This is a genomic window from Pseudomonas sp. RL_5y_Pfl2_69 (genome assembly GCF_963970465.1).
In the GTDB taxonomy this organism is placed as follows: domain Bacteria; phylum Pseudomonadota; class Gammaproteobacteria; order Pseudomonadales; family Pseudomonadaceae; genus Aquipseudomonas.
Genome location: NZ_CAXAOU010000018.1, coordinates 12,557 through 37,558 on the forward strand (window position 1 = coordinate 12,557; position 25,002 = coordinate 37,558).

General features: G+C 57.1%; 13 protein-coding genes. 5 read left to right on the forward strand and 8 right to left on the reverse strand.

All coding sequences use genetic code 11. The features are described 5' to 3' along the window. The first annotated feature begins 314 nt into the window (after window positions 1-314). Both AACY07_RS23385 and AACY07_RS23390 read left to right on the forward strand, forming a co-directional pair. Window positions 315-2,057 (forward strand): phosphoethanolamine transferase CptA, encoded by a 1,743-nt coding sequence (locus tag AACY07_RS23385; protein ID WP_339478064.1) that lies wholly within the window; start codon window positions 315-317, stop codon window positions 2,055-2,057. Between the two features lie 141 nt (window positions 2,058-2,198). Next, window positions 2,199-4,442 (forward strand): TonB-dependent siderophore receptor, encoded by a 2,244-nt coding sequence (locus tag AACY07_RS23390; protein WP_339478066.1) that lies wholly within the window; start codon window positions 2,199-2,201, stop codon window positions 4,440-4,442. 130 nt (window positions 4,443-4,572) lie between these two features. On the opposite strand, the gene AACY07_RS23395 is transcribed toward AACY07_RS23390, so the two are convergent. The 7 genes from AACY07_RS23395 to AACY07_RS23425 all read right to left on the reverse strand — a co-directional run bounded on the left by AACY07_RS23395 (window position 4,573) and on the right by AACY07_RS23425 (window position 18,674). Continuing rightward, window positions 4,573-5,058, reverse strand: coding sequence for a GNAT family N-acetyltransferase (locus AACY07_RS23395; RefSeq protein ID WP_133077989.1), 486 nt, complete (start codon window positions 5,056-5,058; stop codon window positions 4,573-4,575). An 87-nt stretch (window positions 5,059-5,145) separates the two neighbouring features. Beyond that, window positions 5,146-5,493 carry a hypothetical protein gene (locus tag AACY07_RS23400; RefSeq protein ID WP_257622913.1) on the reverse strand — a complete coding sequence of 116 codons (348 nt, stop codon included), beginning with the start codon at window positions 5,491-5,493 and terminating at the stop codon, window positions 5,146-5,148. Continuing rightward, window positions 5,486-8,746: an ATP-binding protein gene (locus AACY07_RS23405; protein WP_339478068.1), complete on the reverse strand. Its 3,261-nt coding sequence runs from the start codon at window positions 8,744-8,746 to the stop codon at window positions 5,486-5,488. Before AACY07_RS23405 ends, AACY07_RS23400 begins: the two co-directional genes overlap by 8 nt. After that, complete coding sequence (locus AACY07_RS23410) at window positions 8,747-9,370, reverse strand: response regulator transcription factor (protein ID WP_133077901.1); 624 nt, start codon at window positions 9,368-9,370, stop codon at window positions 8,747-8,749. 330 nt (window positions 9,371-9,700) lie between these two features. Continuing rightward, window positions 9,701-12,463 (reverse strand): magnesium-translocating P-type ATPase, encoded by a 2,763-nt coding sequence (gene mgtA / locus AACY07_RS23415; RefSeq protein ID WP_339478070.1) that lies wholly within the window; start codon window positions 12,461-12,463, stop codon window positions 9,701-9,703. 164 nt (window positions 12,464-12,627) lie between these two features. Continuing rightward, a complete protein-coding gene (locus AACY07_RS23420; RefSeq protein WP_339478072.1) occupies window positions 12,628-18,105 on the reverse strand; it encodes a dermonecrotic toxin domain-containing protein in 5,478 nt (1,825 codons plus the stop codon). 89 nt (window positions 18,106-18,194) lie between these two features. Continuing rightward, window positions 18,195-18,674 carry a sigma-70 family RNA polymerase sigma factor gene (locus tag AACY07_RS23425; protein ID WP_339478074.1) on the reverse strand — a complete coding sequence of 160 codons (480 nt, stop codon included), beginning with the start codon at window positions 18,672-18,674 and terminating at the stop codon, window positions 18,195-18,197. Window positions 18,675-18,977: 303 nt separating this feature from the next. Here AACY07_RS23425 and AACY07_RS23430 point away from each other — a divergent pair, with 303 nt between their 5' ends. From AACY07_RS23430 to AACY07_RS23440, 3 genes are read left to right on the forward strand one after another with little or no spacing between them, the layout of a single operon-like run. Then, window positions 18,978-20,144 (forward strand): efflux RND transporter periplasmic adaptor subunit, encoded by a 1,167-nt coding sequence (locus AACY07_RS23430; RefSeq protein WP_133077906.1) that lies wholly within the window; start codon window positions 18,978-18,980, stop codon window positions 20,142-20,144. Beyond that, on the forward strand, window positions 20,145-22,115 hold the full coding sequence (locus AACY07_RS23435) for a MacB family efflux pump subunit (protein WP_339478078.1): 1,971 nt from the start codon (window positions 20,145-20,147) through the stop codon (window positions 22,113-22,115). It abuts the gene before it with no gap. A gap of 7 nt (window positions 22,116-22,122) precedes the next feature. Continuing rightward, entirely contained in the window at window positions 22,123-23,595 is a 1,473-nt protein-coding gene (locus tag AACY07_RS23440; RefSeq protein ID WP_339478080.1) for an efflux transporter outer membrane subunit, read from the forward strand. A 94-nt stretch (window positions 23,596-23,689) separates the two neighbouring features. Here the strand turns inward: AACY07_RS23440 and zapE are convergent, their stop codons facing one another. Next, window positions 23,690-24,805: a cell division protein ZapE gene (gene zapE, locus AACY07_RS23445; RefSeq protein ID WP_339478083.1), complete on the reverse strand. Its 1,116-nt coding sequence runs from the start codon at window positions 24,803-24,805 to the stop codon at window positions 23,690-23,692. Window positions 24,806-25,002 lie beyond the last annotated feature (197 nt).

The window sequence follows — 25,002 nt, forward strand, 5'->3', positions numbered from 1 at the left end:
AACATTGCCCAAGGTGCCCGGTCAGGATCAGTCCTGACACATGGTGCATAGTTTCGCACAAGGTGAAGGGCAGATTCCCGATTCAATACACTCAACAGACGGACGAAGCAGCAAAGATTGCAAAACCAATACCCCTCAAGGTCGCCGAATGCGCCGACAACCCCTCGCAAGCGCAGCAATTGGCGACAAAGTTTTCACATGCACTTGGAGATACTTGAACACTTTGTGGCTGCTCTTTCGCGAGGCAGCCCCCATGTGTTGTGCCTGGTTAAAAGGCAACAACCATTCAAGTCAGTTATCAGCTGGAGCGCTGTATGGGGATGTTTAAACGCAGCAACACGTCTGCGAAAGGATTTGACTGGGCCGGCCTGGGTTGGCTGTTCCTGTTCTTCTGGTATTTTTCCGGCATCACCCAGCTACTGATCCAGCTGACCGGCACCTCCGGCTTCTCGGGGTTCCGCCAGGCCTTTGTGATGAGTGCCGTCTGGTTGGCCCCTATGCTGATGTTTCCCAAGCACACCCGCGTAATGGCTGCCGTGATTGGCGTCGTGCTGTGGGCCTGCTCGATGGCAAGCCTGGGCTACTTCTTTATCTATCAGCAAGAATTCTCGCAAAGCGTCATCTTCATCATGTTCGAATCGAACATCTCCGAAGCTGGCGAATACATGACCCAGTATTTTGCCTGGTGGATGGTGCTGGCATTCGTGGCCCATACCGCTTTCGCCGTGTTCCTGTGGTCACGCTTGCGCCCGGTGTACCTGCCCCGCGTGCAGGCCTGGGCTGCAGCGGTTGCCATACTGGTGGCGGTTATCGGTTACCCGCTGATCAAACAGACAATGAAGCACGACTCTATGGCCTCCGCCATGGAAAGCTTCGAAAGCCGTGTCGAACCTGCAGTGCCGTGGCAGATGGTAGTGGCGTATCGCCGTTATCTGGAGCAACTGGATAACATGCAAGGCATGCTGGCCAGCGCCAGCAAGATTCCGCCCCTGACCAACCTCAAGGACAACGAAGCCGGCAAGCCAACCACCCTGGTGCTGGTCATAGGCGAATCGACCAATCGCCAGCGCATGAGCCTCTATGGCTACCCGCGCGAAACAACGCCAAACCTCGATAAATTGCGCGATCAACTGGCGATTTTCGACAACGTCGTCACTCCACGGCCCTACACCATTGAAGCCCTGCAACAAGTGCTGACGTTCGCTGACGAAGAAAACCCGGATCTGTACCTCAGTACTCCGTCACTGGTCAGTGTCATGAAGCAAGCGGGCTACAAAACCTTCTGGGTCACCAACCAGCAGACCATGACCAAGCGCAACACCATGCTCACCACCTTCTCCGAGCAGGCTGATGAACAGGTCTACCTCAACAACAACCGCAACCAGAACGCTCGCCAGTACGACGGCGATGTCATTGAGCCGTTCAACAAGATCCTGGCCGACAGCGCCCCGCGCAAACTGATCGTGATCCACCTGCTCGGCACCCACATGAGCTACCAGTACCGTTACCCGCCGACCTTCGACAAGTTCGTGGACCGTACCGGTGTGCCAGCCGGACTGACCGACGACCAGGTACCGACTTACAACAGCTACGACAACGCCGTGTTGTATAACGATTTCGTGGTGTCGAGCCTGATCAAGGACTTCGCCAAAACCGACCCCAACGGCTTTCTGTTGTATCTGTCCGACCACGGCGAAGATGTATTCGATTCGGTCGGTCACAACACCCTGGGCCGTAACGAAGCCAAGCCGACAGCACCGATGTACACCATTCCGTTCATGGCCTGGGCATCGCCAAAATGGCGTGAAAACCACACCTGGAATTTCGCCAGTGACCTCAGCCGTCCTTACAGCAGCTCGCAGTTCATCCATACCTGGACTGATCTGGCCGGCCTGAGTGCCGATGAACTGGACGACAAGAAAAGCCTGGTCAGCGATCAGTTTGTCGCCCGCCCGCAACTGATTGGCGACCCGTACTCGCGCCCGCAGAAAGCCTTGATCGACTTCAGCCTGATCAAGCCTAAACCTCCGGCTGCAGGCAATGTAGCCAAGCAATAAATAACCTGCAGGGCGCCAATGGCGCCTTGCTCGTTTTCAGGCACATACATCACAAATAATTCTCATTATCTCTAAACCTTCTCCTTGTCATTCGTTTGAAGCACTAGACAACTTCATAACAACGACAAGGAGTCGGCAGCGATGTTCGCGCCATTTACCCGTTCCATGACCCTGACACTCGGGCTTATCGGCACTACCGTCAGCCCGCAATTGTTGGCAGACACCGAGCAGGATGACGTAGAGAAAACCTCCCCTTCACTGGAACTGGGCAGTACCAGTGTCACCGCCCAAGGCCTGGGCGCCAGCACCGAAAATACCGGCTCCTACACCACGGGCTCGACCAGCACCGCGACCAAACTCAACTTGAGTATTCGCGAAACCCCGCAGTCGATCTCAGTCGTGACCCGTCAGGAGATGGATGACTTCAACCTCAACACCCTGACCGAGGCCATGCGCCATACCACGGGGATTGTGGTGCAGCACAACGACTCCGACCGGGTCAGTTATTCGTCACGCGGCTACACCATCTCCAACTTCCAGATTGACGGGATGCTCAATACGTTCAGTTTTATGAAGACTGATGCCGACACCATCATCTACGACCGAATTGAAGTGGTGCGCGGCGCCACCGGCCTCACAACCGGCGCGGGCGATCCGTCGGGCACCATCAACATGATCCGCAAACGCCCCACCCACCAATTGCAGGCCAAGGCCGGGGCAACAGGCGGCAGTTACGATGACTATTACAGCTATGTCGACGTGGGCGGCCCGCTGGCTTTCGACGGTCGTTTGCGCGGGCGCACCGTGTTGTCTTATCGCGACAGCAAGTCGTTTCGCGATATCTATGCACTCAAGCGTGAAGTGGCCTACGGCATTCTGGAAGCAGACCTGACCGACACCACCCTCCTGGCAGTGGGTTACGACTACCAGGACAAACAGGTAAAAGGGTCGTCCTGGGGGACCACTCCCTATTGGACCGGTTCGGGCGAGAAAGCCAAATTTGGCCGCTCAACCAACCTGGCCACCTCCTGGAGTTCATGGCCGATGAAGGACAAGACCGCCTTCGCCACCCTGGACCAGCAACTGTCCAATGACTGGCACCTCAAAGCGGCCTACACCCATCGCACCAGTGACGCCGAAGGCAAGGTCTACTACGCCGGGGGCGGTTTCCCCAATGCCGATGGCACAGGTATGTCGGCCTATAACAGCCATTTTATCGGCGAAGAAAAAATGACCGCCGTCGACGTCAATATCTCAGGCACTTACCCCTTGTTCGGGCGTGACCACGAGTTGATGGTGGGTTACGGCCAGGCCAAAAACGACAACACGTCACCCTTGATGATTAACCTCAACCCAGAGACCTACGACACCATTCCAAACTGGCAGGACATGAGTTCGATTCCCAAGTATCAGGACTTTAATACCGGCATTGAGGGCAGCCAAAACATCGTCAAACAAAAGTCCGGTTACCTGGCTACACGCTTCAACCTGACGGATGAATGGCATGCCGTACTCGGCACCCGTTATGGCAGCTGGAAAAGCTCCAACGCCAACACCGTGTTTGTTGAGAACAATTCAGGCCCTCTCAAGCACACAAAAGTCAGTCAGACACAAAACGACATCATCACGCCTTACGCGGGCTTGCTGTATGACTTCACCGAGGAGTTGACGGTCTACGCGAGCTACACCGATATATTCAAACCTACAACCAACAAGGGCGTAGGCGATGCTTATCTTGAACCGGTGGTGGGCAGCAATTATGAGCTGGGCTTGAAGGGCAGCTTCTTGCAAGAACGCCTCAACCTGTCGACAGCCGTGTTCTGGAGCAAGCAGGACAACGTACCGGAAATCGACGACTCAGTGCCTCGTGGCCCCAAGGGCGAGGAATATTACAAATCCGGTGGCAAGGGCAACAAGATCAATGGCTTTGAGGTCGAACTGGCCGGTGAGGTCATGCAGGACTGGAACATGGTCGCCGGTTACACCTACACCCATTCACGCAACGCCGCAGGCCAACGCATGAATACCGCGTCGCCTTTGAATCTGGTCAAGATTTCGAGCACCTACCGCCTGCCAGGTGAGTGGAGTGCCATGACCGTGGGCGCCGCCGTCAACTGGCAAAGCGATATCTATCGCGCTGCCAACCGTCCTACCGGACAGAAAAATGCAGCGGGTTATCCGATCACCTTTAAAGAAGACATCACCCAAAAGTCCTACACCCTCGTCGACCTGATGGCCCGCTACACATTCGACGAACACGTCTCGGCATCATTGAACGTCAAGAACCTGCTCGATCAGAAGTATTACGAAAACGTCGGCTTCTATAACGGCGTGTTCTGGGGCGAGCCGCGAACGGTGAGTGTTGGTCTGGAGTGGACGCTCTAAACCGGAGCTTTATCAAGCACAGCGGAAACGGGCTTGCTCGCGATGCAGTCGCCGCGGCAAGCCTGAAACACCGCACCACCTGCAGGACGGGCAAGCACCGTTCCCGCAGGACGTGTGAAACCCGCCGCGCTTACAAATATTTGTTCCAGAACATCATGCGCCCGTGAGCAGGGTCGAGCTGCCCATCGCTGAAACCAAACTTGCGATAGGAACCTTGAGCCACGGGGTTGCCCTCAAGCACTTCCAGGGTGATCTTGCAGCAGCCTCGCTCACGGGCAATGTCTTCGACCTTGAGCAACATTTTCTGGCTCAGGCCCAGACCGCGAAACGTATCGACCACTGACACATCATGTACGTTGACTAACGGTTTGCCAGCAAACGTCGAAAAACCTTCAAAACAGTTCACCAGACCTGCCGCCTCGCCGTTGACGAACGCCAGCACGCTAAACGCATGAGGGCGCCGGGCAAGCTCTGCCGGCAATTGCGCCAACACGTCCTGCGACAACTCTTCACCTCCACCCATGGGGTCTTTGGCGTAGTGGTTCAACACGTCTCTCAGCGCTTGAGCATGAACCGGGTTTGTATAATCAGCTTGAACTACCACGACATCCGACATTACGGGCATTCCTCGACCAATCCTGGTGTCTGTTTATGAGAACTCCAGACCTTAGCGCGGCCCCTGTGAAGCACACAAGTATCCGTTTCAGGGCAAGTGCGTGGAATCAAGCATCGACATCCGGGTGGCGAGCTGATTTGAAAAACTCTCAGCATCCGTATAAATCAGTACATGGCGAAACTGCGAATTTTCCTTGTGGAATTGAGCTTCATCCGCAATGCCCCCTCCTGCCATTTTCTGGCTGATCAGCAGCACGTCATACTCATTGGTCCGGGCTGCTCTCAAGCTCACCAAGGCCTCAGGGTTGTACAAAGGCGCAATCCGGTAATAGCCCAGAAGGTTAAGAGCCCTTTCCATTTTCAGCGCTTGTACAGGATCATCATCGGCAATCAATATTCGTAATGTTTTTGTTGGCATTTTGGCCTCGTCATTCATGAGACTCATCGGCTTGAGCATAACGGTCCAGCTCGTCGGCCAGTTGCTCCATGCTGTAGTGCAGTGCATCGACAGCGCCAGCAAGACCTTGTGGTTCAGCCATCCTGCAAATCTCTTCCAGTTGCTCGCAACACTCAATCAGCTTCGTGGCTTGAATGAGCTTGCCTCCTCCTTTGACACCATGTGCCAGTGCACTCAATCCCTCATAATCATCTTTCACAAACAGCTCGATCAGTACGCCGAGGTCCTGGCGATTACTGATGGCCAGTTCAGAGAGCAGTTTGTGGACCACCCCATCATCACCTTGGCTCAACTGTTTAAGATAAGTCAGATCAATCTGCCCGTCAGACCCATCGGCACTCTTGCCTGATGGCCCCTGCGGTACCCCAGTCGCCAGGCAGGCACTCAAGTCCTTCAAACTGATGGGCTTGAACAAACACTGATCCATTCCAGCCTCCCGGCAACGCTCAGCCTCCTCGGGTTGTGCATTGGCCGTAAAACCAAAAATCTGGCAGGGCGCCCGCCCCAACCCGACCTCCTCTGACCGCACTGCCCGTGCCAGCTCATAGCCATCCATGACCGGCATGGAACAATCAGTGATGACCACGTCGAACTGCCCCATCCGCCATGCCTTCAGACCCAGCGCACCATTTTCGGCGTCGGTCACGCGGTGCCCCAGGTAGCTGAGTTGCTGGGCCAGCAGCATCCGGTTCGCCGGATAATCATCCACCACCAATACATTCAGCGAGCGTGTGCTCCCGACTTCTTGCTGCGCCTCCTCGACGGCGATTTCTTCAGGCTCAAGCAATGGCACGACCATCGTGATCTCAACCTGAGTTCCGGCCCCCTGCACGCTACTGAGGCGCAACTGCCCGCCCATCATTTCGCAGAGTTCACGGCTAATCACCAAGCCCAACCCTGAGCCACTGCGCGCAGACTGGGTGTTGTTGCTGGCCTGAACAAATGGACTGAACAGTCGAGACTGGTCTTCATCAGAAATACCTACGCCCGTATCCTCAACGCGCAAGCACACCGACACCTGCTGCCCATCGTGAACAGGCTCCACGTGCAGTTTCAACCGAACTGCGCCCACATTCGTGAACTTGATGGCATTGCTCAACATATTGGAGACGACTTGTTTAAAACGCATCGGATCGATCAAGACATCTGTGTCCGACGCAGGGCTCAATTCGCACGTCAGGCTCAAGTGCTTCTGGCGTGCAAGTCCATCGAACATCCGTGCCACGGCCTCTACCAGGGACTTGAGATTGGAGCGCTTGGGGGTCAATGACAAATAACCGGATTCAATACGCGCGATATCCAGAATATCGCCAATCAAGTCGAGTAACTCGCGGGCCGAGACCGATGCCACTTCGATTGCAAACCGATCCATGACACCCTGGTCGGCTTTTTTCATGGCCAGTTCAAGCATGCCGATTACCGCATTCATGGGTGTGCGTATTTCATGACTCATGGTCGCCAGGAATGTTGTCTTCGCCCGATTAGCCTCATCGGCACTTTGTTTGGCGACGTTCAACTCGTTCATGAGCTGCTGACGCCTGGCTATCACTCGCTGCAAGTAAGTAATCCAGGCAACCGCCACCAAGAGCAGGGCCGCCGCAATGGCAAACCCTTGAATAATTGCCGCACGATTACGCAGCCAATAGCTTTCAACGACGGGTATGTCAGTGCGCCAACGGCCGGTCAGCTCACTCATTTCTCCTGGGGTAATGCTCATGAGCGCCTTGCCCAGAATGGAGTTCAGCTGCGGATCATTGCTGGCTGTGGCAAAGCCGATCTGCTCGGGTTGTGTACCTACCGTGCTGGTGATTTGCAGCTGTTTACTAAAACGCCTCGAGACCAGGTAGCGTGCACTGACCAGCGCACTGACCGCCGCATCAGCTGCGCCTTCTGCCACCATGCTCAGGGCCGCAGGAGGGTTGTCAGCCTCCACCACCTGAATGCCGGGGTAGTTCTGCTCAATAAACTCGCGTAACACGTTGCCACGCACCAATGCCACCCGCCGGCCCGACATTTCATCCAGGGTTTCAGGCACATCAGAACCAATTCGGGTGGTCAGCACAAAAGGCGTTGTGAGGTAAGGTCTGGTAAAGCGCAGTTGATTCTCTCGGGCAGTACCGCTCGTGATTCCTCCCAGCATGTGTGCCTTGCCCGAGCTGACCAGCTTAACCCCCTCAGCCACCGTGCTCTCGCGCACGGCTTCGAACTCAAGCCCTGTGTGTACACTGATCTTGGTTAACAGATCAGCAATCAACCCCTTGAACGTGCCCTGCTCATCAAAGAATGACAACGGTACAAACTGATCATTGATCGCCACCTTTAACTTGGGGTGCATAGCCATCCAGCGCTGCTCGCCAGGACTGGGGTTAAAGCGCCAGGGGTTAGTGATTTGAGGCCCGTCGGAGCTCCATCGCCGCAGGATCGTCATGCGTGCACTGGGCGGAATCGCCGCCAGCGCCGCATTAACAACGCGCAGTAATCTGGGGTTATCGCGGCGTACTGCAAAAGAGAACGGGTTGTCTTCCAGCCGGGAAAAGTCAGCCAGTTGCACGTTGTTCAAGTAGTTTTTGTTGATCAGGTAATTGGCACTGATGAAATCCCCGAGGTAGACGTCGGCCTGGCCAAACGCCACGGCGCCGATCGCCGTCAGGGTTGAGGGATACAACTGCAAGGTAGCCTTGGGGTAAAAATCCTTGACCTTTTGTGGCGGTAAATAGTGATCAAGCATGGCCACACGCAACCCTGCCAGATCGACGGGTGGACGCTCACGATTACTGATGCGCGTCACCAGCGCAGGCGAATCGTCTGCGTAGGCAAGGCTTAGCACCAACTGGGGATCTTGTGCCTCGAAACCATTGGAGCTGCTTAATAAGTCCAGCTCGCCCTGCTTGAGTGCTTCTATCGCCAACGGCCTTGAGGGATACCGTTTGACCTCAATATCGATGTGCAGCAACTGCGACAGCAACTGCGCATAATCGGCGGTCAAGCCTTCGAAGTCCTGGCCATTGACGACCAGATCAAACGGACCGTAATCGGGAGCCGAGATGCCAAGACGCAAGGGGCCCTGTTGTTTGAGCCATTGCACTTCGGAAGGCTCAAGTACCACGCTGTATTCTTCAACACTTGAACGTCCCAACAGGCGCAATGTCTGCACCGATGTTTCAGCGGCTGCGACGTACTGGCCAAGGACAAGCAGCAGCCCAGCAAGTCCCAGACATGCAAGAGTTTTCAATTAAATCAAATCATTGCGCTTGGCAAAATCTGCCAAATAAACGACCGACTTTATATTCAACTTCTCAATCAACCTCGCCTTGTAAGTACTGATGGTCTTACTGCTCAATATCATGTCTTCAGCAATCTTCTTGTTACTCAAGCCACGGGCGAGCTGTTGCAATATGTACAACTCCCGGGCCGACAAATGCTGAATCAATTCAACGTCGCTCATGTTTGCATCACTGTTGCGTACTGAACTGGCCGCCAGGTACGGAAAAAACGTGTAACCATCCATGATTATTTTCACGGCCCTCAACAACTCGGTGAGGTCCTGGCTTTTACTGATGAACCCTGCCGCCCCGGCTTTCATGCACCGTTGGGAATAAAACAGGGGGGATTGAGACGTCAGCACCAGAATACGGGTGTCCAGCCCTGCGACCCTGATTCGATTGATCACCTCCAGGCCATCAAGGCCGGGCATGGTGATATCCAGGACAATCAGGTCAACATGATGCAAACGCGCCAATTGAACAGTGTCAGTGCCATTGGCCGCCTCAGCCACGACTTCATAACCCTGGCTTTCCAGCAGTACTTTCATGGCTGACCGAATAAGTGAATGATCATCCGCAATCAACACTTTCATACCTTTAATCCTCCGCTAGCTAGCCGAGCATCAGCGTATATCAGGCACAAACATATCGTTTTGAATAGGTACTGCAAGCCAAAGCCTGGAAAAAACGACCTGATGAATGACACTGAAAGTATAGGACAGTTCTTACGAACATAATCTCCAAAGTCCACAATATCTATGCGCAACATACCCTACCCCGTTCGAAATCGAGCCGGGGATGATCGCTAATCGGAGACGATCTACGAGAAGGGAAAACACCATCTGATTTGTAGGTTTTTTCCCAAGATATGGATCCAAAAGCCGAATAACGATTCGGCTCTCTTTAAATGTCAAAGTTAATTCTTATTGCCATCCAAACTTGCGAATGTAGAAGCCTTTTACTGCCTGGGTCAGCACCATGTAGGCCAGCAAAATCATTGGCAAGAACACAAAGTACAACCCCGGTAACGCCTGCAACTTGAAGTAACCTGCCAAAGGCCCCATTGGCAGGAGAATGCCAACGGCCATGATGATCCCCGTCATCACCATCAACGGCATTGCCGCGCGGCTTTGAAGGAACGGGATTTTCGGTGTACGTATCATGTGGACGATCAGGGTTTGGGTCAGCAAGCCGACCACAAACCAGCCCGACTGAAACAGGGTCTGGTGTTCGGGTGTGTTGGCTTTGAAGACGTACCACATCAGCCCAAAAGTCAGGATGTCGAAGACTGAGCTAATCGGTCCAAAGAACAACATGAAACGCCCGACATCAGCAGGCTGCCAGCGCTGCGGTTTTTTCAGCATTTCCTCATCGACGTTATCGAACGGGATAGCAATTTGTGACACGTCGTAAAGCAGGTTCTGCACCAGCAAGTGCATCGGCAACATTGGCAGAAACGGAATAAACGCACTGGCGACCAACACCGAGAACACATTGCCGAAGTTCGAACTGGCAGTCATTTTGATGTACTTAAGCATGTTGGCAAAAGTGCGGCGCCCTTCCAGCACACCCTCCTCCAGCACCATGAGGCTTTTTTCCAACAGAATGATGTCAGCTGCCTCCTTGGCGATGTCTACCGCACTGTCCACCGAAATCCCGATATCTGCCGTGCGCAATGCCGGGGCATCGTTGATCCCGTCGCCCATAAAGCCGACCACATGACCATTGGCCTTGAGCAAACGCACGATACGTTCCTTGTGCGTGGGGGTAAGCCGGGCAAATACGTTGGTGGTTTCCACTGCCACCGCCAACTGGGCATCACTCATGCGCTCAATGTCGTTGCCCATCAGCAGGCCCTGTTGCTCCAGGCCGACCTCCCGGCAGATTTTGGCCGTAACCAATTCGTTATCGCCGGTCAGCACTTTTACGGCAACGCCATGCTCGGCCAACGCCTTGAGCGCCGGGGCGGTGCTCTCCTTGGGAGGGTCCAGGAACGCCACATAGCCAATCAGCGTCAGCTCCTGTTCGTCCGCCAGGCTGTAAGTGTCCCGCCCCCCGGTCATTGGCCGCGCAGCCACGGCCACAACCCGCAAGCCTTCCTCATTGAATTCGGCGGTCACCTGGCGAATACGCGCCAGCAGTTCAGCGCTCAGGGCTTCTTCCAGATCACCATGGCGCACGGTGTTACACACCGACAGCACTTCTTCGACAGCCCCCTTGCAGATCAGCAGATGAGGCTGATCCTGCTCGGCCACCACCACCGACATGCGTCGGCGGGTAAAGTCGAACGGGATTTCATCCACCTTGCTGAAAGCCGTGCCCACGTTCAGCTCACGGTGAACCTCAACGTGCTCCAGCACCGCTACGTCCAGCAGGTTCTTCAAGCCGGTCTGGTAGTAGCTATTGAGGTAGGCCATTTCCAGTACGTCGTCAGACTCTTGCCCCCACACATCAACGTGCCGGGCCAGAAAAATCTTGTCCTGGGTCAGGGTGCCGGTCTTGTCGGTGCACAGCACATCCATCGCGCCAAAGTTCTGAATCGCATCCAGGCGTTTGACGATGACTTTTTTACGGGACAAAAACACCGCGCCCTTGGCCAGGGTCGAGGTGACAATCATCGGCAACATTTCCGGGGTCAGCCCCACGGCCACCGACAACGCGAACAGCAAGGCTTCGGTCCAGTCCCCCTTGGTAAAACCATTGATAAAGAGCACCAGCGGCGCCATCACAAACATGAAGCGGATGAGTAGCCAACTGATGTTGTTGACCCCGGTCTGAAACGAAGTCGGGCCACGATCGGTCGCACCCACCCGTTGGGCCAGCGCGCCAAAATAGGTGTTATTACCCGTGGTCAGTACCACCGCCGTCGCCGCACCGGAAACCACGTTGGTGCCCATGAACAAGATATTTTCCAGCTCCAGCGGGTTGCTGGTCTGGTTGTCAAACTGACGCGAAAACTTCTCCACCGGCATGGACTCACCGGTCATCGCCGCCTGGCTGACAAACAAGTCCTTGGCACTGAGCACCCGGCAATCAGCCGGAATCATATCGCCTGCCGACAACACAATCAGATCACCCGGCACCAGTTGCTTGATCGGCAATTCGATACGCTGCGCGCCCCTGATTTGCCGGGCGGCTCCCGAAAACCGGCCAAACATCGGCGAAGTGTCAGCACCAAAGTCTCGGCGCATCACCGTGGCGGTGTTGCTCACCATTTCCTTGAGCGCGTCAGCCGCCTTGTTGGACTTTGCCTCCTGCCAAAAACGCAGCACGGTCGACAGCACCACCATGGTGCTGATCACCACGGCCGCCTGTACGTCATCGGTGGCCAGCGACACACCTGCGAGCAAGGTCAGCAGCAGGTTGAACGGGTTTTTGTAGCAGTGCCACAAATGCACCCAGCGACTGAGCGGCTGTTCGTGCTCAACCTCATTGAGCCCGTGCTGCTGACGCAACGCATCGACCTCGGCATCACTCAACCCGTCGGTGTGGGTGCCCAGGTTGTCGATCAATAACGCGCTGTCGCTGTTGGCAGCGACCACGAGGGTTTGCGCCAGCGTCGGTGGAACTTCCCGACTGACCGTGGTGTTGGTCAGGCTGTCGAGCAAGGCCAGGCGCCGAAAGTGCCGGCCGAAATGACGAGTACGCAAAAAGCCTGCGAAGAATTCTTTCAGGGCGAGTTTCATGGTGCTACTCCTGCGACGCGAGCGCAGATGCCACTGAGGGACTTCGCTCATGATCAAAACGCCGGTAGCTGATGCCCGGCGTTTAAAGAGTAAGCCGTAAGAAGGATGACGTTTTATCTATCAGAATATTCTTCAGGATCGGTTCAGCCCGGGATGAACCCGGACTAAATGTCCCCTGGGGCAAGTAGCCTGAAAATCATCACCTGCCCATCCCGCGTCACCCCGGCCAACAGTTTGAACAACCGGTGGCGCTCATGGGCTTCGCGCAAGGCTTTTGCCACAGAGTTGTCAGGGAACTCCCATATCTGATTGGCAATCACGGAATCGATCCAGGCATCAGAAAAGTGCAAACCACGTCGCGACTCATTCAGCACCACTGGCTTCAACCCGACGCCCGTCCTGCGAGGTGGCAGGAACTTTGTCGTCATTACATACAAGTCTCCATTAGGGCTTTTGAATATCTGGCTGAAAAAACCTCGTCTAAACAGCGCTTCGTTCCCGCGGCCTAATGACACATAGCCTTTACGCCTCAGAACACTGCGCAAAAATTGATTCATTGGCATTTGCGTCGACAACATTATGTTTGTTCGACTGTTCAGTAAGGTGCTCAGGTCGGCCAATAGCGCAGACTCTTCGGTGGACAGGGGCAAGATGCTCAGAAAATCACCCAAAACCATAGCCTCATGGATATAGAGGGTATTGCGCGTAGACAAGGACAAGGGCGCCAGGCCCTGTAGCTCATCGTAAACCGGTAAACCCTCTGGCACGGGCAAACCATTGATTTGCGCCTCGAAGATCCGAATCAGCGTTTCAATCGGCAAGCCGTTGCGATAGGTATGTTGCCTGGCCAATCGCTCCAGCTCCGGCACACTGCGGGCCAGGAGCAGCTCAGGCACCGTGGATTTGATCAGTTGATGCCCATAGCGCGAAACATATCGGGCGACTTGCTGATCAGTCGCCGGTAACGGCATTAACTGGCGTGCCAGTGCGTCAAGCCGGGCGGAGAGATCCAGCTGCGCCACCGGGGACTGCAGCAATTGCCATTCGCCCATCCGCCGAAAGATCCCTTGGGGCTCCACCACCAACATATGCCCCACCCTTCCACCGGGCTTGTTGATGGTGAGGCGATTGAGGTTCTCATTGAAGTGCGCCTCGTAAAAATGCCCATCAATCGAGATGTAATCCATTTCAACAGGTACTTCGAGGTGGTAGACACCTTCTGGAGAGAGACGCCCGCAGACCTGCAGTTGCCCGGCATCAAGGGGATTGGGTTGATACAACGGGTAAAAACCATCCGCATCTGTGCCTTGGGCAACAAACAGATCATGGTCACCAATCACAACTCGATCCATCGACAGCTCGCTGCTGGCTAGGGTCTGGGTGACACGGGGCGTCACCACATAGTCTTCCAGCCCCGGGGTGACCGGTCGGCTGGTCGCTGGACGATGGGAGGGGCCGGCCATGGGCTCTGCACTGACGGCCCGGAATTTGTTGGCCCATTCGGGCCTGATACCGTCTCGCTGCACGCTCATGGCAAACAAGTGTTCCAGCCCTGAGTTGGCCGGAAAGTCGTAATCGGCCAATAATCCCTGGGCCACCTCCAGCGACATGCCGCAATTCATCAAGATGGTTTCTGCCTCTTTCACCCCACCCGGCAACCCATAGCCTGAAGCAAAGTGCCATTCACCCGATTCGGCCAGCCGGACAGGCGGCCCCAAGCGCTGAGTCTGCGGATTTTGCAAATGCAGGGTTTGGGCATTTTTTGGGCGTGTCACGCGGTAGCTTTTGCCCTTTTGAACAATAAATTGCACGCCATCCTTGCGATAACTGCCCAGATCGTATTGCCCGGTCAGGGCGCAGGCGTCCTGCGGGGCCAGAGGGATCTCATAACCGCTGAAGTCAGGCATCACAAAGGGTTTGGGCTCTGGCGCAATGGCCCGTGCCGCCCAGCCCTCACGCGCCAGGGTTTGTCGAGCCTTGAAGGTCTGCAATAACAATCGGGGCGGGACAGGATCATGGGTGACAACGCTTTGCCACTTGCTCGGTTGCGGGCTTTCCAGGCCCAGCATCGCGAAAGTGAGGATCATATCAACCAGGCACATTCCTATTTGCAGCACCTGCTGTGCTGCTTCATAAGCGGAATTGGCATTGCGCAATGCCTTGAATCCCTGGTCGATGAAATAAATATCGGACAACAGGTTCAATCCCGGAATAAACCCGATCAACGCAAAGAAGTTCGCGAACCATTGCTGACGATTGCGCTCCTCGCGCAAGAGATCGCGCTTGGCAGTGGACCGGGACGTCAATCGCAGCACCTTGATCATGCGTTCAGGACGATCAGTGCTCAGGCTCCAGCCCATATCAACCTCGCCCTTGAACTCGGCAGCGATCCAGTCCTGCGGTGCCTGGTTCGCGGCTTCGGCCAGGCGGCCTTGAATCTGCGCCGCGTCCTCACCGGGTTCCGTGCGTTGCGCAAGGTAAGCCAACAACTCCGGGCTTTTGCCCATACTCGCCAATGCCGCGTTGGCCAACTCCAGGCTGGGATACATGACCAGGCTATTGCCGTGAGCGGTGCCGGGCATATAGATCAGTGTCATATCCGACAGGGTGTCGCGAATGACGCGCACCCCCTCCACCGAGCTCATGGCATAGCGTTCGACATCGCTGCTGTAAGTGACATGGCCAACGCTGATGTCCATCCCGGCGACTTTAAGATCTGCCGGCGTTCGCGCCCTGATGGTGTGAGCGAACAGCGCCAGGGCGGTTGCATCCATGCCCTGAAGCCGGGCCAGCCACAGCACCATCTCCAGTGTCTGCCGATACGGCCGGGCCATGAGCTGAATCTGCAAGCCGCTGCCCGGCGCTTGCAAGAAATGGTTTTGCTCAATCACCGCCCGCCCATAAAACGCCATATTGATCTGCTGTTCGTAGGCACCTCCGATATCCAGAGCAGGCATGATCCGGCTCAGGTACTCAACGGTCAGGCGCGAGCTCCACTCTGGCTTCAACACCTGCAAATACTTGAGGCGCAATGCCGTTTGTGGGTCGTCCGGGTCGAAGTTCTCCAGGGCCAACTGCACCAGGTTGTAGGTGCGCATCCCCAGAGGCAGTTGCGCCAGCTCAATGCTCGGTATGAAGCTGGCGGGGGTAGGCAAATTCGGAGTGCCCAGTGTCTTCATGACCTGCACCTGATCCGGGATGCTGAACATATCCTCAAGCGGGTCCAGATCCTCCTTAAAACCATCGTGCTTGAACTGCTCACGCAATTTTTGCGTGGCAAACTCCGTGACAGAAGGCAGGCGCCTGAACAAATACTCTTCAACCGCCAGCTGATTTTCGTTGATCTGCCTGGACCGCCGCGCATAGTCAGCCTGGACCTCATTGGGCGCTGCCAGTAACCAAGGCCCAAGCCGCTGCTGGAGTGCCGTGGCCTGGCGCTGCATCACCACATGAGCAAGTGCCACCTCACGGGCCGCATGCCCGGGCACTTGCAATTGCATCGCACTGGTCTGAGCCAGCAGGCGCAGCGCGGTCTGCCGATCCGCGCCGATAATCACCAGCAAGAACTTGTTGATGGCCTGCAGGGTTTTCTTGTGGGCCTTGATTTGCACTTTGACGCTGTACTCGACAATCCCGAGGGTAATTTCGCTCAATTGCAGTTCAACCTGCGAGCGCAAAGGCACCGCGCCGACCCAGGCCCGCGCTGGCGCCTGCTCCTCCAACGCAACCGTGAGCCACAGCGAGCTGTCAGTACGGCGGGACAGGGTTTTACCCACGTGCTCGCGCAACTGCGCCAATGAATCGAATCTGAGCAAACCACCCTCCTGTCCGGGTACAAACAGCAAGGTCGACGCTTGAAGCGATGGCGTGAGCAACCCTTGGCGCGAAGTGATCACAAAGCAGCCGACCAGGGGGTAGGACAGTTGCTCAGTACCCAGTGCAATAGCCACCAGACGCAACTCGGTGGTGGCGTCATGGCCTGCGAGATTGAGTTTCAGCGCCTGGGTCAGCAAGGCAAAATCCGCAGCGGTCAGTTGCTGCTGCAACACTTGCAACTGGCCTTCAAGCAGCAGTGCCAGATTGCGACTGGCGATCAACCGGCTCTGGGGCGAACCCTGCCCGCCATCACGCGTCAACACGTCGGCATTTTCAAGATTTGCCTCGCTGGCCAATTCCTTCAAACAGGCCAACGACCATTCGCGCTCGTTGTTCAAGGCTTGTTGGTGGGTCAAAAAATCATTGAACTGCGGGGTGTCTTGATCCACCAGACCCGGTTTCAACATCTGCAAAATGCTGTGTTCGTGCAGTTCGATTTTTTCCTTGCGAATACGCAACGCCAACTCAGGTGCCAGGCTGCCAAAAGAAATATCCTGCTCATGCCAGCGCGCGTCACGGCGAACAAATTCGGCCACCACTGCGCTCATCTCTGACGACAAGCCTTTACCAGCCACTTCCCGGCGCCATTGCTCGGTGGTTTGCGCATAACTCAAGGCCACACCACTGGCATCAACCGGCTCCAGGGTCGCTTCGCCGGTTAGCAACGCCGGGCTGATCATAACGGCGCTGATCAACTCATTGGCGTGCTGTGTGTACACGCTGGCGGTGGCGCTGTGCTCAAAAATATTGTCTGCTACCGCGCGATAATCGAGGTCGTCCAATGGCCGTCTGTTACCCGACTCATACAGCACTGAACGGCTGTGATAGGGCAACAGTTGCCATAACAACCAGCCTGGCCCCGCTTCGCTGTCGATCCAGCGCACCATCTGTGCCAGTAACTCCGTACGCGAAGGGAACTCAAACAGCTCGGTATCCATACCTGGCACAAACAATAGCTCGCGGGCGTTTTGTTCGGCGTCACGCCCGTGGATCACAAACGCCCCTTTGAACACCACCCCGTTACCAGGTCCATGACCATTGGCCCAGGCGATTTCACTGACTTGCAGATCGCCAGATTCCCCCCCTGCCTCCAGACGTTGCTGGTCGGTCGGGGCATCCACCACCTGCAACCACCTATCAAGGCCATCATTGCTCAGTTGCCCCGCAGCATGAGCCAGCAGCGCCCGGGTTTTAATCAGCTGGCGGCGCAACACACCCACGTACTCGCAACAACTCACGCTTTGACCTTGGGCAATGCCCTGCCAGTAATCGCGCACAGCCTTGTTGTAGCGGCCTTTCAAATCCAGTGAATTCAGCTGGTTCAATACTTGCTCGGGGATAAGCACAACTGGCTGGCCCGTAGCGCCTTCATCACCGACCAGGCTGACTCGCTGATTGAGATCAGCCTCGGAAAAATCGTCGCGCAGGCTCTCGACCGCAACTTGAGTCAAGGTCAACGTGACCGGCGCATCAGGCCGCAGCGCGCTGGTCCAGGACAGGTTATCGGGGTCGACCCCCAGAGCCTGAAGCACCTGGCCATGTACTATCTGATACAGAGTCGGCGCCGCACTGAACAAGGCCTGTACCTCGCCCAACGCATGCTGGTTCACGGTCACTGCAGCCTGTAATCGATTAAGCAGTTCGCTGGGGTACGCAGCCTCCTCAATCGCGCGGCTCAATTCGATCACGAACCGCTCGCGGCGAGTCAAGGTACTGGGCAAGTCCGGACGGGGAGGTACGGCAGAAGGCGTTTGGGAGTCAGTCATGGCGCTCACTTTCTAAGGAAAAGAGCACCCAGTAAAACAGCGGGGGTTGGCGCAGGAGTGTTACTTATCTAAGCCCAAAAACGGACGATTCAGGCGTAGTCCCACTGCCGGATTCGAATCCTGCAATGCTTCATGGCGTTGACGATGTGCTTCTCCACCACGCTGCGCGATACGCCGAGGCGCTCGGCAATTTCGGGGTGTGACAAGCCTTCGATCTTGCGCAGCAAAAAACACTCGCGACACGCTGCAGGCAGCTCGGCGAGCGCCTTCTGGATCATGTCCAGCCGCTGGCCCTGATCCAGCAGTACCTGGGGCGAGGGGCTGAAAAAACGTTCCTCACCATCGAGCACTTCCAGCGGCTCGGACTGGCGCAAGGTGCTGCGTCGATGGCCATCAATCACCAGATTGAGTGCCGTGCGGTACAGAAAGGCACGGGGCTGTTCTATCGGCTCGCCCCGTGTACGTTCCAGCACCCGCACATAAGCGTCATGCACCACATCTTCGGCCGCCTGGGCATTACCCAGCCTGGCACTCAAAAAACCCACCAGTTCTCGATAGTAGTTTTCCAACAGGACTCCAGGCCGCGACGGCAGCGGCAACACTCCATGAGCGCAGAAACAGATCTAATGGGATAGCGGCGTGATGATGGCATTTTTGCGGATGTAATTTATAGTAATTCTCATATAGATTTAAACCCCACGCGCTTAAACATTATTGAAACATCCAGTAACAAACGCATCCTCCAATACCTAAATCCCCCGCCAAATCATTCGTTTACTCAACAGCTCCCCGTATCTGTTGCCAGGGCGACAGCGTTTGCCTAGACCCTTCAGGCATGACGACGGGCCGATTTTCACTGGCTGGATCCCCCCATGAAACGCCCTCGACAGACCCGCCGTGCGCTGCTTGTCACCCTGTGTTTATTACTGGTCGCAGCCGTTTTAGCCTGGCTATTACTGAGCCCGGGACGGGACGCGTATGACACCGTGCCCGTCACCCGGGGCGATATCGAAAGCAGCGTGACCGCACTGGGCACTCTGCAGCCCCGGCAATACGTCGACGTTGGCGCGCAGGCATCAGGGCAAATTCAAAACATTCACGTGGACGTCGGCACTGAAGTCAAAGAAGGTCAGCTGCTGGTCGAAATCGACCCCTCCACCCAGACCGCCAAGCTCGATGCCAGCCGCTTTGCCATTGAAAATCTCAAGGCCCAGTTGCAGGAGCAACGCGCCCTGCATGACCTGGCAAAACAGAAGTTTCAGCGCCAGCAACATCTGGCCAAAGGCGGCGCCACCCGCGAAGAGGACGTTCAGGCCGCACGGGCTGAAGTACGAACCACCCAGGCCCGGATCAACATGTTCGAGGCCCAGATCAGTCAGGCCCGGGCCAGTTTGCGCAGTGATGAAGCCGAGCTGGGTTACACCCGCATCTATGCGCCCATGTCCGGCACCGTGGTAGCACTGGATGCCCGCGAGGGTCAGACCCTCAATGCCCAACAGCAAACGCCGCTGATTCTGCGCATTGCCAAACTCTCGCCCATGACGGTGTGGGCCGAAGTGTCGGAAGCTGATATCGGCCATGTCAAACCCGGCATGCACGCCTGGTTCACGACCTTGAGTGGCGGCAACAGGCGCTGGAACAGCACCGTGCGCCAAGTCCTGCCCGTACCGCCCAAACCCCTCAACGAGACCAGTCAAGGCGGCGGCAGCCCCGCCAGCAAAAGCGGCAGCGCCCGGGTTGTGCTGTACACCGTGCTGCTGGATGTCGACAACACCGATCAGGCTCTGATGCCCGAGATGACCACCCAGGTATTCTTCGTCGCCGACCAGGCCCGGAACGTACTGCTGGCCCCGATCATCGCGCTGCAGGGCACCACGCAGGACAACCGCCAGACCGCCCACGTCGTGACTGAAAACGGCAAGGTCGAGCCCCGCGAGATCCGCACCGGCATCAGCGACCGTCTTCGCCTCGAGATCATCGACGGCTTGAATGAAGGCGATCACTTGCTGATCGGCCCCGCTACCGGCAGCGGAGGTTAAATGCCCACTCCCTTGATCGACCTGCAAGCGATTCGCAAGGTCTACGGCGGCATCGATACTCCCGAAGTTCACGTGCTCAAGGGCATCAGCCTGTCGATTCATGCCGGGGAGTTTGTCGCCATCGTCGGCGCTTCGGGTTCGGGCAAGTCAACCCTGATGAACATCCTTGGCTGCCTCGACCGCCCAACGTCAGGCCGCTACCTGTTTGCTGGCGAAGACGTCGCCCACCTCGACAGTGACGAACTGGCCTGGCTGCGCCGCGAAGCCTTTGGTTTCGTGTTCCAGGGCTACCACTTGATTCCCTCGGCCTCGGCCCAGGAGAACGTCGAAATGCCGGCCATCTATGCTGGCACCCCGGCCGCTGAACGCCATGCACGCGCCGCCGCCCTGCTCGACCGCCTGGGGCTGGCCGAGCGCACCGCCAATCGCCCGCACCAGTTGTCCGGAGGCCAGCAACAGCGGGTGTCCATCGCGCGTGCCTTGATGAACGGCGGGCATATCATTCTCGCCGACGAACCCACCGGCGCCCTCGACAGCCACAGCGGCGCCGAGGTCATGACCTTGCTCGACGAACTGGCGAGTCAGGGGCACGTCGTCATCCTGATCACCCATGATCGTGAAGTGGCAGCACGGGCCAACCGGATCATCGAGGTGCGCGATGGTGAAGTGATCAGCGACAGTGCCAACGGCAAGCAACCCCCCACGAACGACAACCTCGACGCCTTGCAGGCCATCGACCTGCGCAAGCGCCTGAGCGAAGGCAGCGAAGCGCGGGGCGCCTGGAAAGGCGAGCTGGTCGATGCGGTTCATGCCGCCTGGCGGGTGATGTGGATCAACCGTTTCCGCACCGCACTGACGCTGCTCGGCATCGTCATCGGGGTGGCTTCTGTCGTGGTCATGCTGGCGGTGGGTGAAGGCAGCAAGCGCCAGGTGATGGCCGAAATGGGCGCCTTTGGCTCAAACATTATTTACCTCAGCGGCATGCCACCCAGACCAAGGGCACCGTTGGGCATCATCACCCTCAACGACGTGGCGGCCCTGTCGACCTTGCCCCAGGTCAAAATGATCATGCCGGTCAATGGCGCCGAAATCGGCGTGCGTTTCGGCAATGTCGACCACACGATGTACACCGGCGGCAACGGCATCGACTTCTCGGCCATCTTCAATTGGCCGGTGGTGCAAGGCAGCTTCTTCACCCAGGCCGACGAAAACGCCGCGGCCGCCGTGGCGGTGATTGGCAAGAAGGTGCGCGATAAAGTCCTCAAGGATGTGCCCAACCCGATCGGCCAGTACATCCTGCTGGAAAACGTGCCGTTTCGCGTGGTCGGCGTCCTGGCCGAAAAAGGCGCCAGCTCCGGTGACTCGGACAGCGACACGCGCATCGTGGTGCCCTACTCCGCTGCCAGCGTGCGCCTGTTCGGCAGCCACAATCCGGAATACGTGGTCATCGCGGCTGCGGATGCCAGCAGGGTCCAGCAAACCGAAAAGGCCATTGAGCAACTGATGCTCAAGCTGCACCACGGTACACGGGACTTCGAAATCACCAACAACGCGGCGATGATCCAGGCCGAAGCCAAAACCCGTAACACCCTGTCGCTGATGCTCGGTTCGATTGCCGCCATCTCGCTGCTGGTAGGTGGCATCGGGGTGATGAACATCATGCTGATGACCGTGCGCGAGCGCACCCGCGAAATCGGCATCCGCATGGCCACCGGCGCTCGTCAGCGGGACATTCTGCGCCAGTTTCTGACCGAGGCCCTGATGCTGTCGGTGGTTGGCGGCGTCGCCGGCATCACCCTGGCCTTTATGGTCGGCGGGGTGCTGTTGCTGTGCGATGTTGCCGTTGCGTTCTCCCTGGCCGCAGTCCTCGGCGCCTTTGGTTGCGCGCTGGTAACCGGCGTCATTTTCGGCTTTATGCCGGCCCGCAAAGCTGCCCGGCTCGACCCGGTCACGGCCCTAACCAGTGAATGATCTATCGATGAAGCCGTCCTTGAGCCTGTTGACCCTGTGCCTGCTACTGAGCGCATGCAGCCATTCCACACCTGACGACCACAACGACGTCATCGCGCCAGCAACCTGGCAATCGGCACAGGTCCAGACCCGCCATCAGGTCAATCAACAATGGTGGCAACAGTTTGGCAGCTCCGACCTGGATCATCTGATCAACCAGGCGCGGCTTGCCAGCTACGACTTGGCCGCGGCAATGGCGCGGGTGCAGCAAGCCCGAGCCTCTGCCGTGATTGCCGGAGCACCGTTGCTGCCCGAGGTAAAAGTGGGCAGCACCGCCAATCGTGAAAAACTGTTGCGCGGCAACGGCTACAGCCAGCTGGATACCGGCGACGACAACAAGGCGGTGGACTATTTCGATGCCCGCCTGAGCGCCAGTTATGAGGTCGATTTCTGGGGTGGCAAGGCAGCGGCCCACGACAGCGCGCTGCAGGCACTCAAGGCCAGTGAATTTGATCGGGACACCGTTGAGCTGACGCTGCTCAGCGGCGTCGCCAACAGTTACGTCCAGACCCTGGCACTGGATGAACAACTGCGCATTGCCCGACTCAATCTGGCCAATGCGCAAAGCGTGCTGCAGGTCGTACAGACCCGTCATGACGCGGGTTCGGCAACCGCCCTGGAACTGGCCCAGCAACAAAGCCTGGTTGCCAGTCAGCAACGCCAGGTCCCGCGGGTGGAGCAACAGGCCCGAGAGGCCCGGATCACCCTCGCCGTCCTGCTCGGCCAGCCCGTTCAGAACCTGAGAGTGGGCGATACGCCTTTCGCAAGTCTGCATTGGCCTGCCATTGGCGCCGGGCTGCCCAGTGAGTTACTGAATCGACGCCCTGATATCGCAAGCGCCGAAGCCAGGCTTGTCGCCGCCCGGGCCGATATCACTGTCGCCCGCGCCGCCATGTTGCCCAGTCTGACCCTGAGCGCCAGCCTGGGCTCGGGGGCAGATCGATTCAGCGATATCCTGCGCAGCCCGTTCTACACCCTCACCGCCGGGCTGGTGGCGCCGATTTTCAACAATGGCCGTCTCGGCGCCGAACGCGACAAAGCCACCGCCCGCCAGCAAGAACTGCTGCAAACCTATCGGGCAAGCATCATCAGCGCTTTTGCCGACGTCGAAAAAGCTCTCAACAGCGCCAGCGGCCTGGACCAGCAACGTCAATGGCAGGATGAAGAGCTCAAGCAGGCGCAACTGGCCTTCGATATCGCGCAAAACCGCTACAGGGCCGGTGCCGAGATGCTGCTGACGGTGCTGGAAACCCAGCGCACGCTGTATCAGGCCCAGGACCAGCACGTACAGCTGCGCCTGGCGAGGCTGCAAGCCAGTATTGCGTTATACAAGGCAATGGGGGGCGGTTGGGGCGCTACAGCACTGGACAACAGCCATGCTACTGCACCCGTAGCAGCTGCCGCAGGAACGAGGCTGCGTCCGAGCGCGAAGCGGTCGTAAAATCCAAGTCCGCAGGCGTATCCAGTGCAACGCATTCACTGATTTTACGACTGCTGCGCAGCCTCGTTCCTGCGGCAGCTGCTACGCAAGGTGGTTAGAGACCAAACCGCTGCAATTGCATTTCCTGCAGCCGGCTCAAGGTCCGGCGAAAGGCGAACTCCAGATAACCCTGGGTGTAGAGCTGATCCATCGGCACTTGGGCTTCGATGCACACAGGTACTTTGCGGTCGTAGCACTCGTCGATCAGCGCAATGAAACGCCGCACGCTGTCATCGTATTTGGACAACTGCGGCAGTTCACGATCACCGGCCTCGACTTTCACCGCGCCGTCTTCCGTACCTCGGGCAATTTTGCCCTCGCGCTGTTCGGCACTCAGGCAGGGCACGCCGCTGAGCAACATCACCTTGTAACGGTCACAGATTTCCATGAACTCCGTAGCGGCCAGTGGCTGCTCGCACAGTTCGTGAAAGTTGCACCACAACACTGCATCGCTGGCCTGCACCACATTCAACGAACGATGGCCCACGGCAATGGGCTGGTCTGACACCGCCTGCCCTTGGGTCAACTCCTTGAACACCGGTTCAATCGCACTCGGCTGACCCGTATCAGTCACCCAATAACGTTGATGAGCAATGCCGGGGTGCAGGCGATGGTCCTCAATGCCGTTCACCGAAACGACGTCCATATGCTTGAGAATGGCAGTAATCCCGGGTGCAAAGCGATCCCGATTGAAGCCATGACCGTAGAGGTCTTCAGGTGGCTGGTTAGAGGTGCAGACCAGCACCACTCCTTCGTCGAACATGACCTGAAACAAGCGACCAAGGATGATCGCATCGGCAATGTCATTGACGAACAGTTCGTCAAAACACAGCACTTTCACTTCCTCGCCCAGGCCTTTGGCCAAGGCTTTGAGCGGGTCTGCGGTCCCGGTCAGCTGGAACAGGCGCTGATGCACCCATTGCATGAAATGATGGAAATGCTGGCGCCGGGCCGGCACCTGCAGGCTTTGGTAGAAACGATCCATCAACCAGGTTTTACCCCGCCCCACCGGCCCCCACAGATACACGCCATTAACCGGCTGCGCCCCTGAGTGCAGGGCCTCATGGCAGCGTTGCAGCGCTTGGACTGCAACCCACTGGGCAGGGTCATGGACAAACCCCTGCAGCTCGATGGCCTGTTGATACGCACTGAGGGGCGACTCGATATTCATACGGATGACTGACTCCAGAATCAGAGGTGCCAGTATGCCAGCAAGGAGACACACGGAGCACTTGAAAAAAGCCACACCACCACCACATTGTTACCCGAGCGGTAACAGAGCGTTTTGCCATCCACTCTTTTTCCTTGGGTGGATCAGCGTAACATTGCTTACATGCTTCAAACATTGATTGACACAGATACACGGTA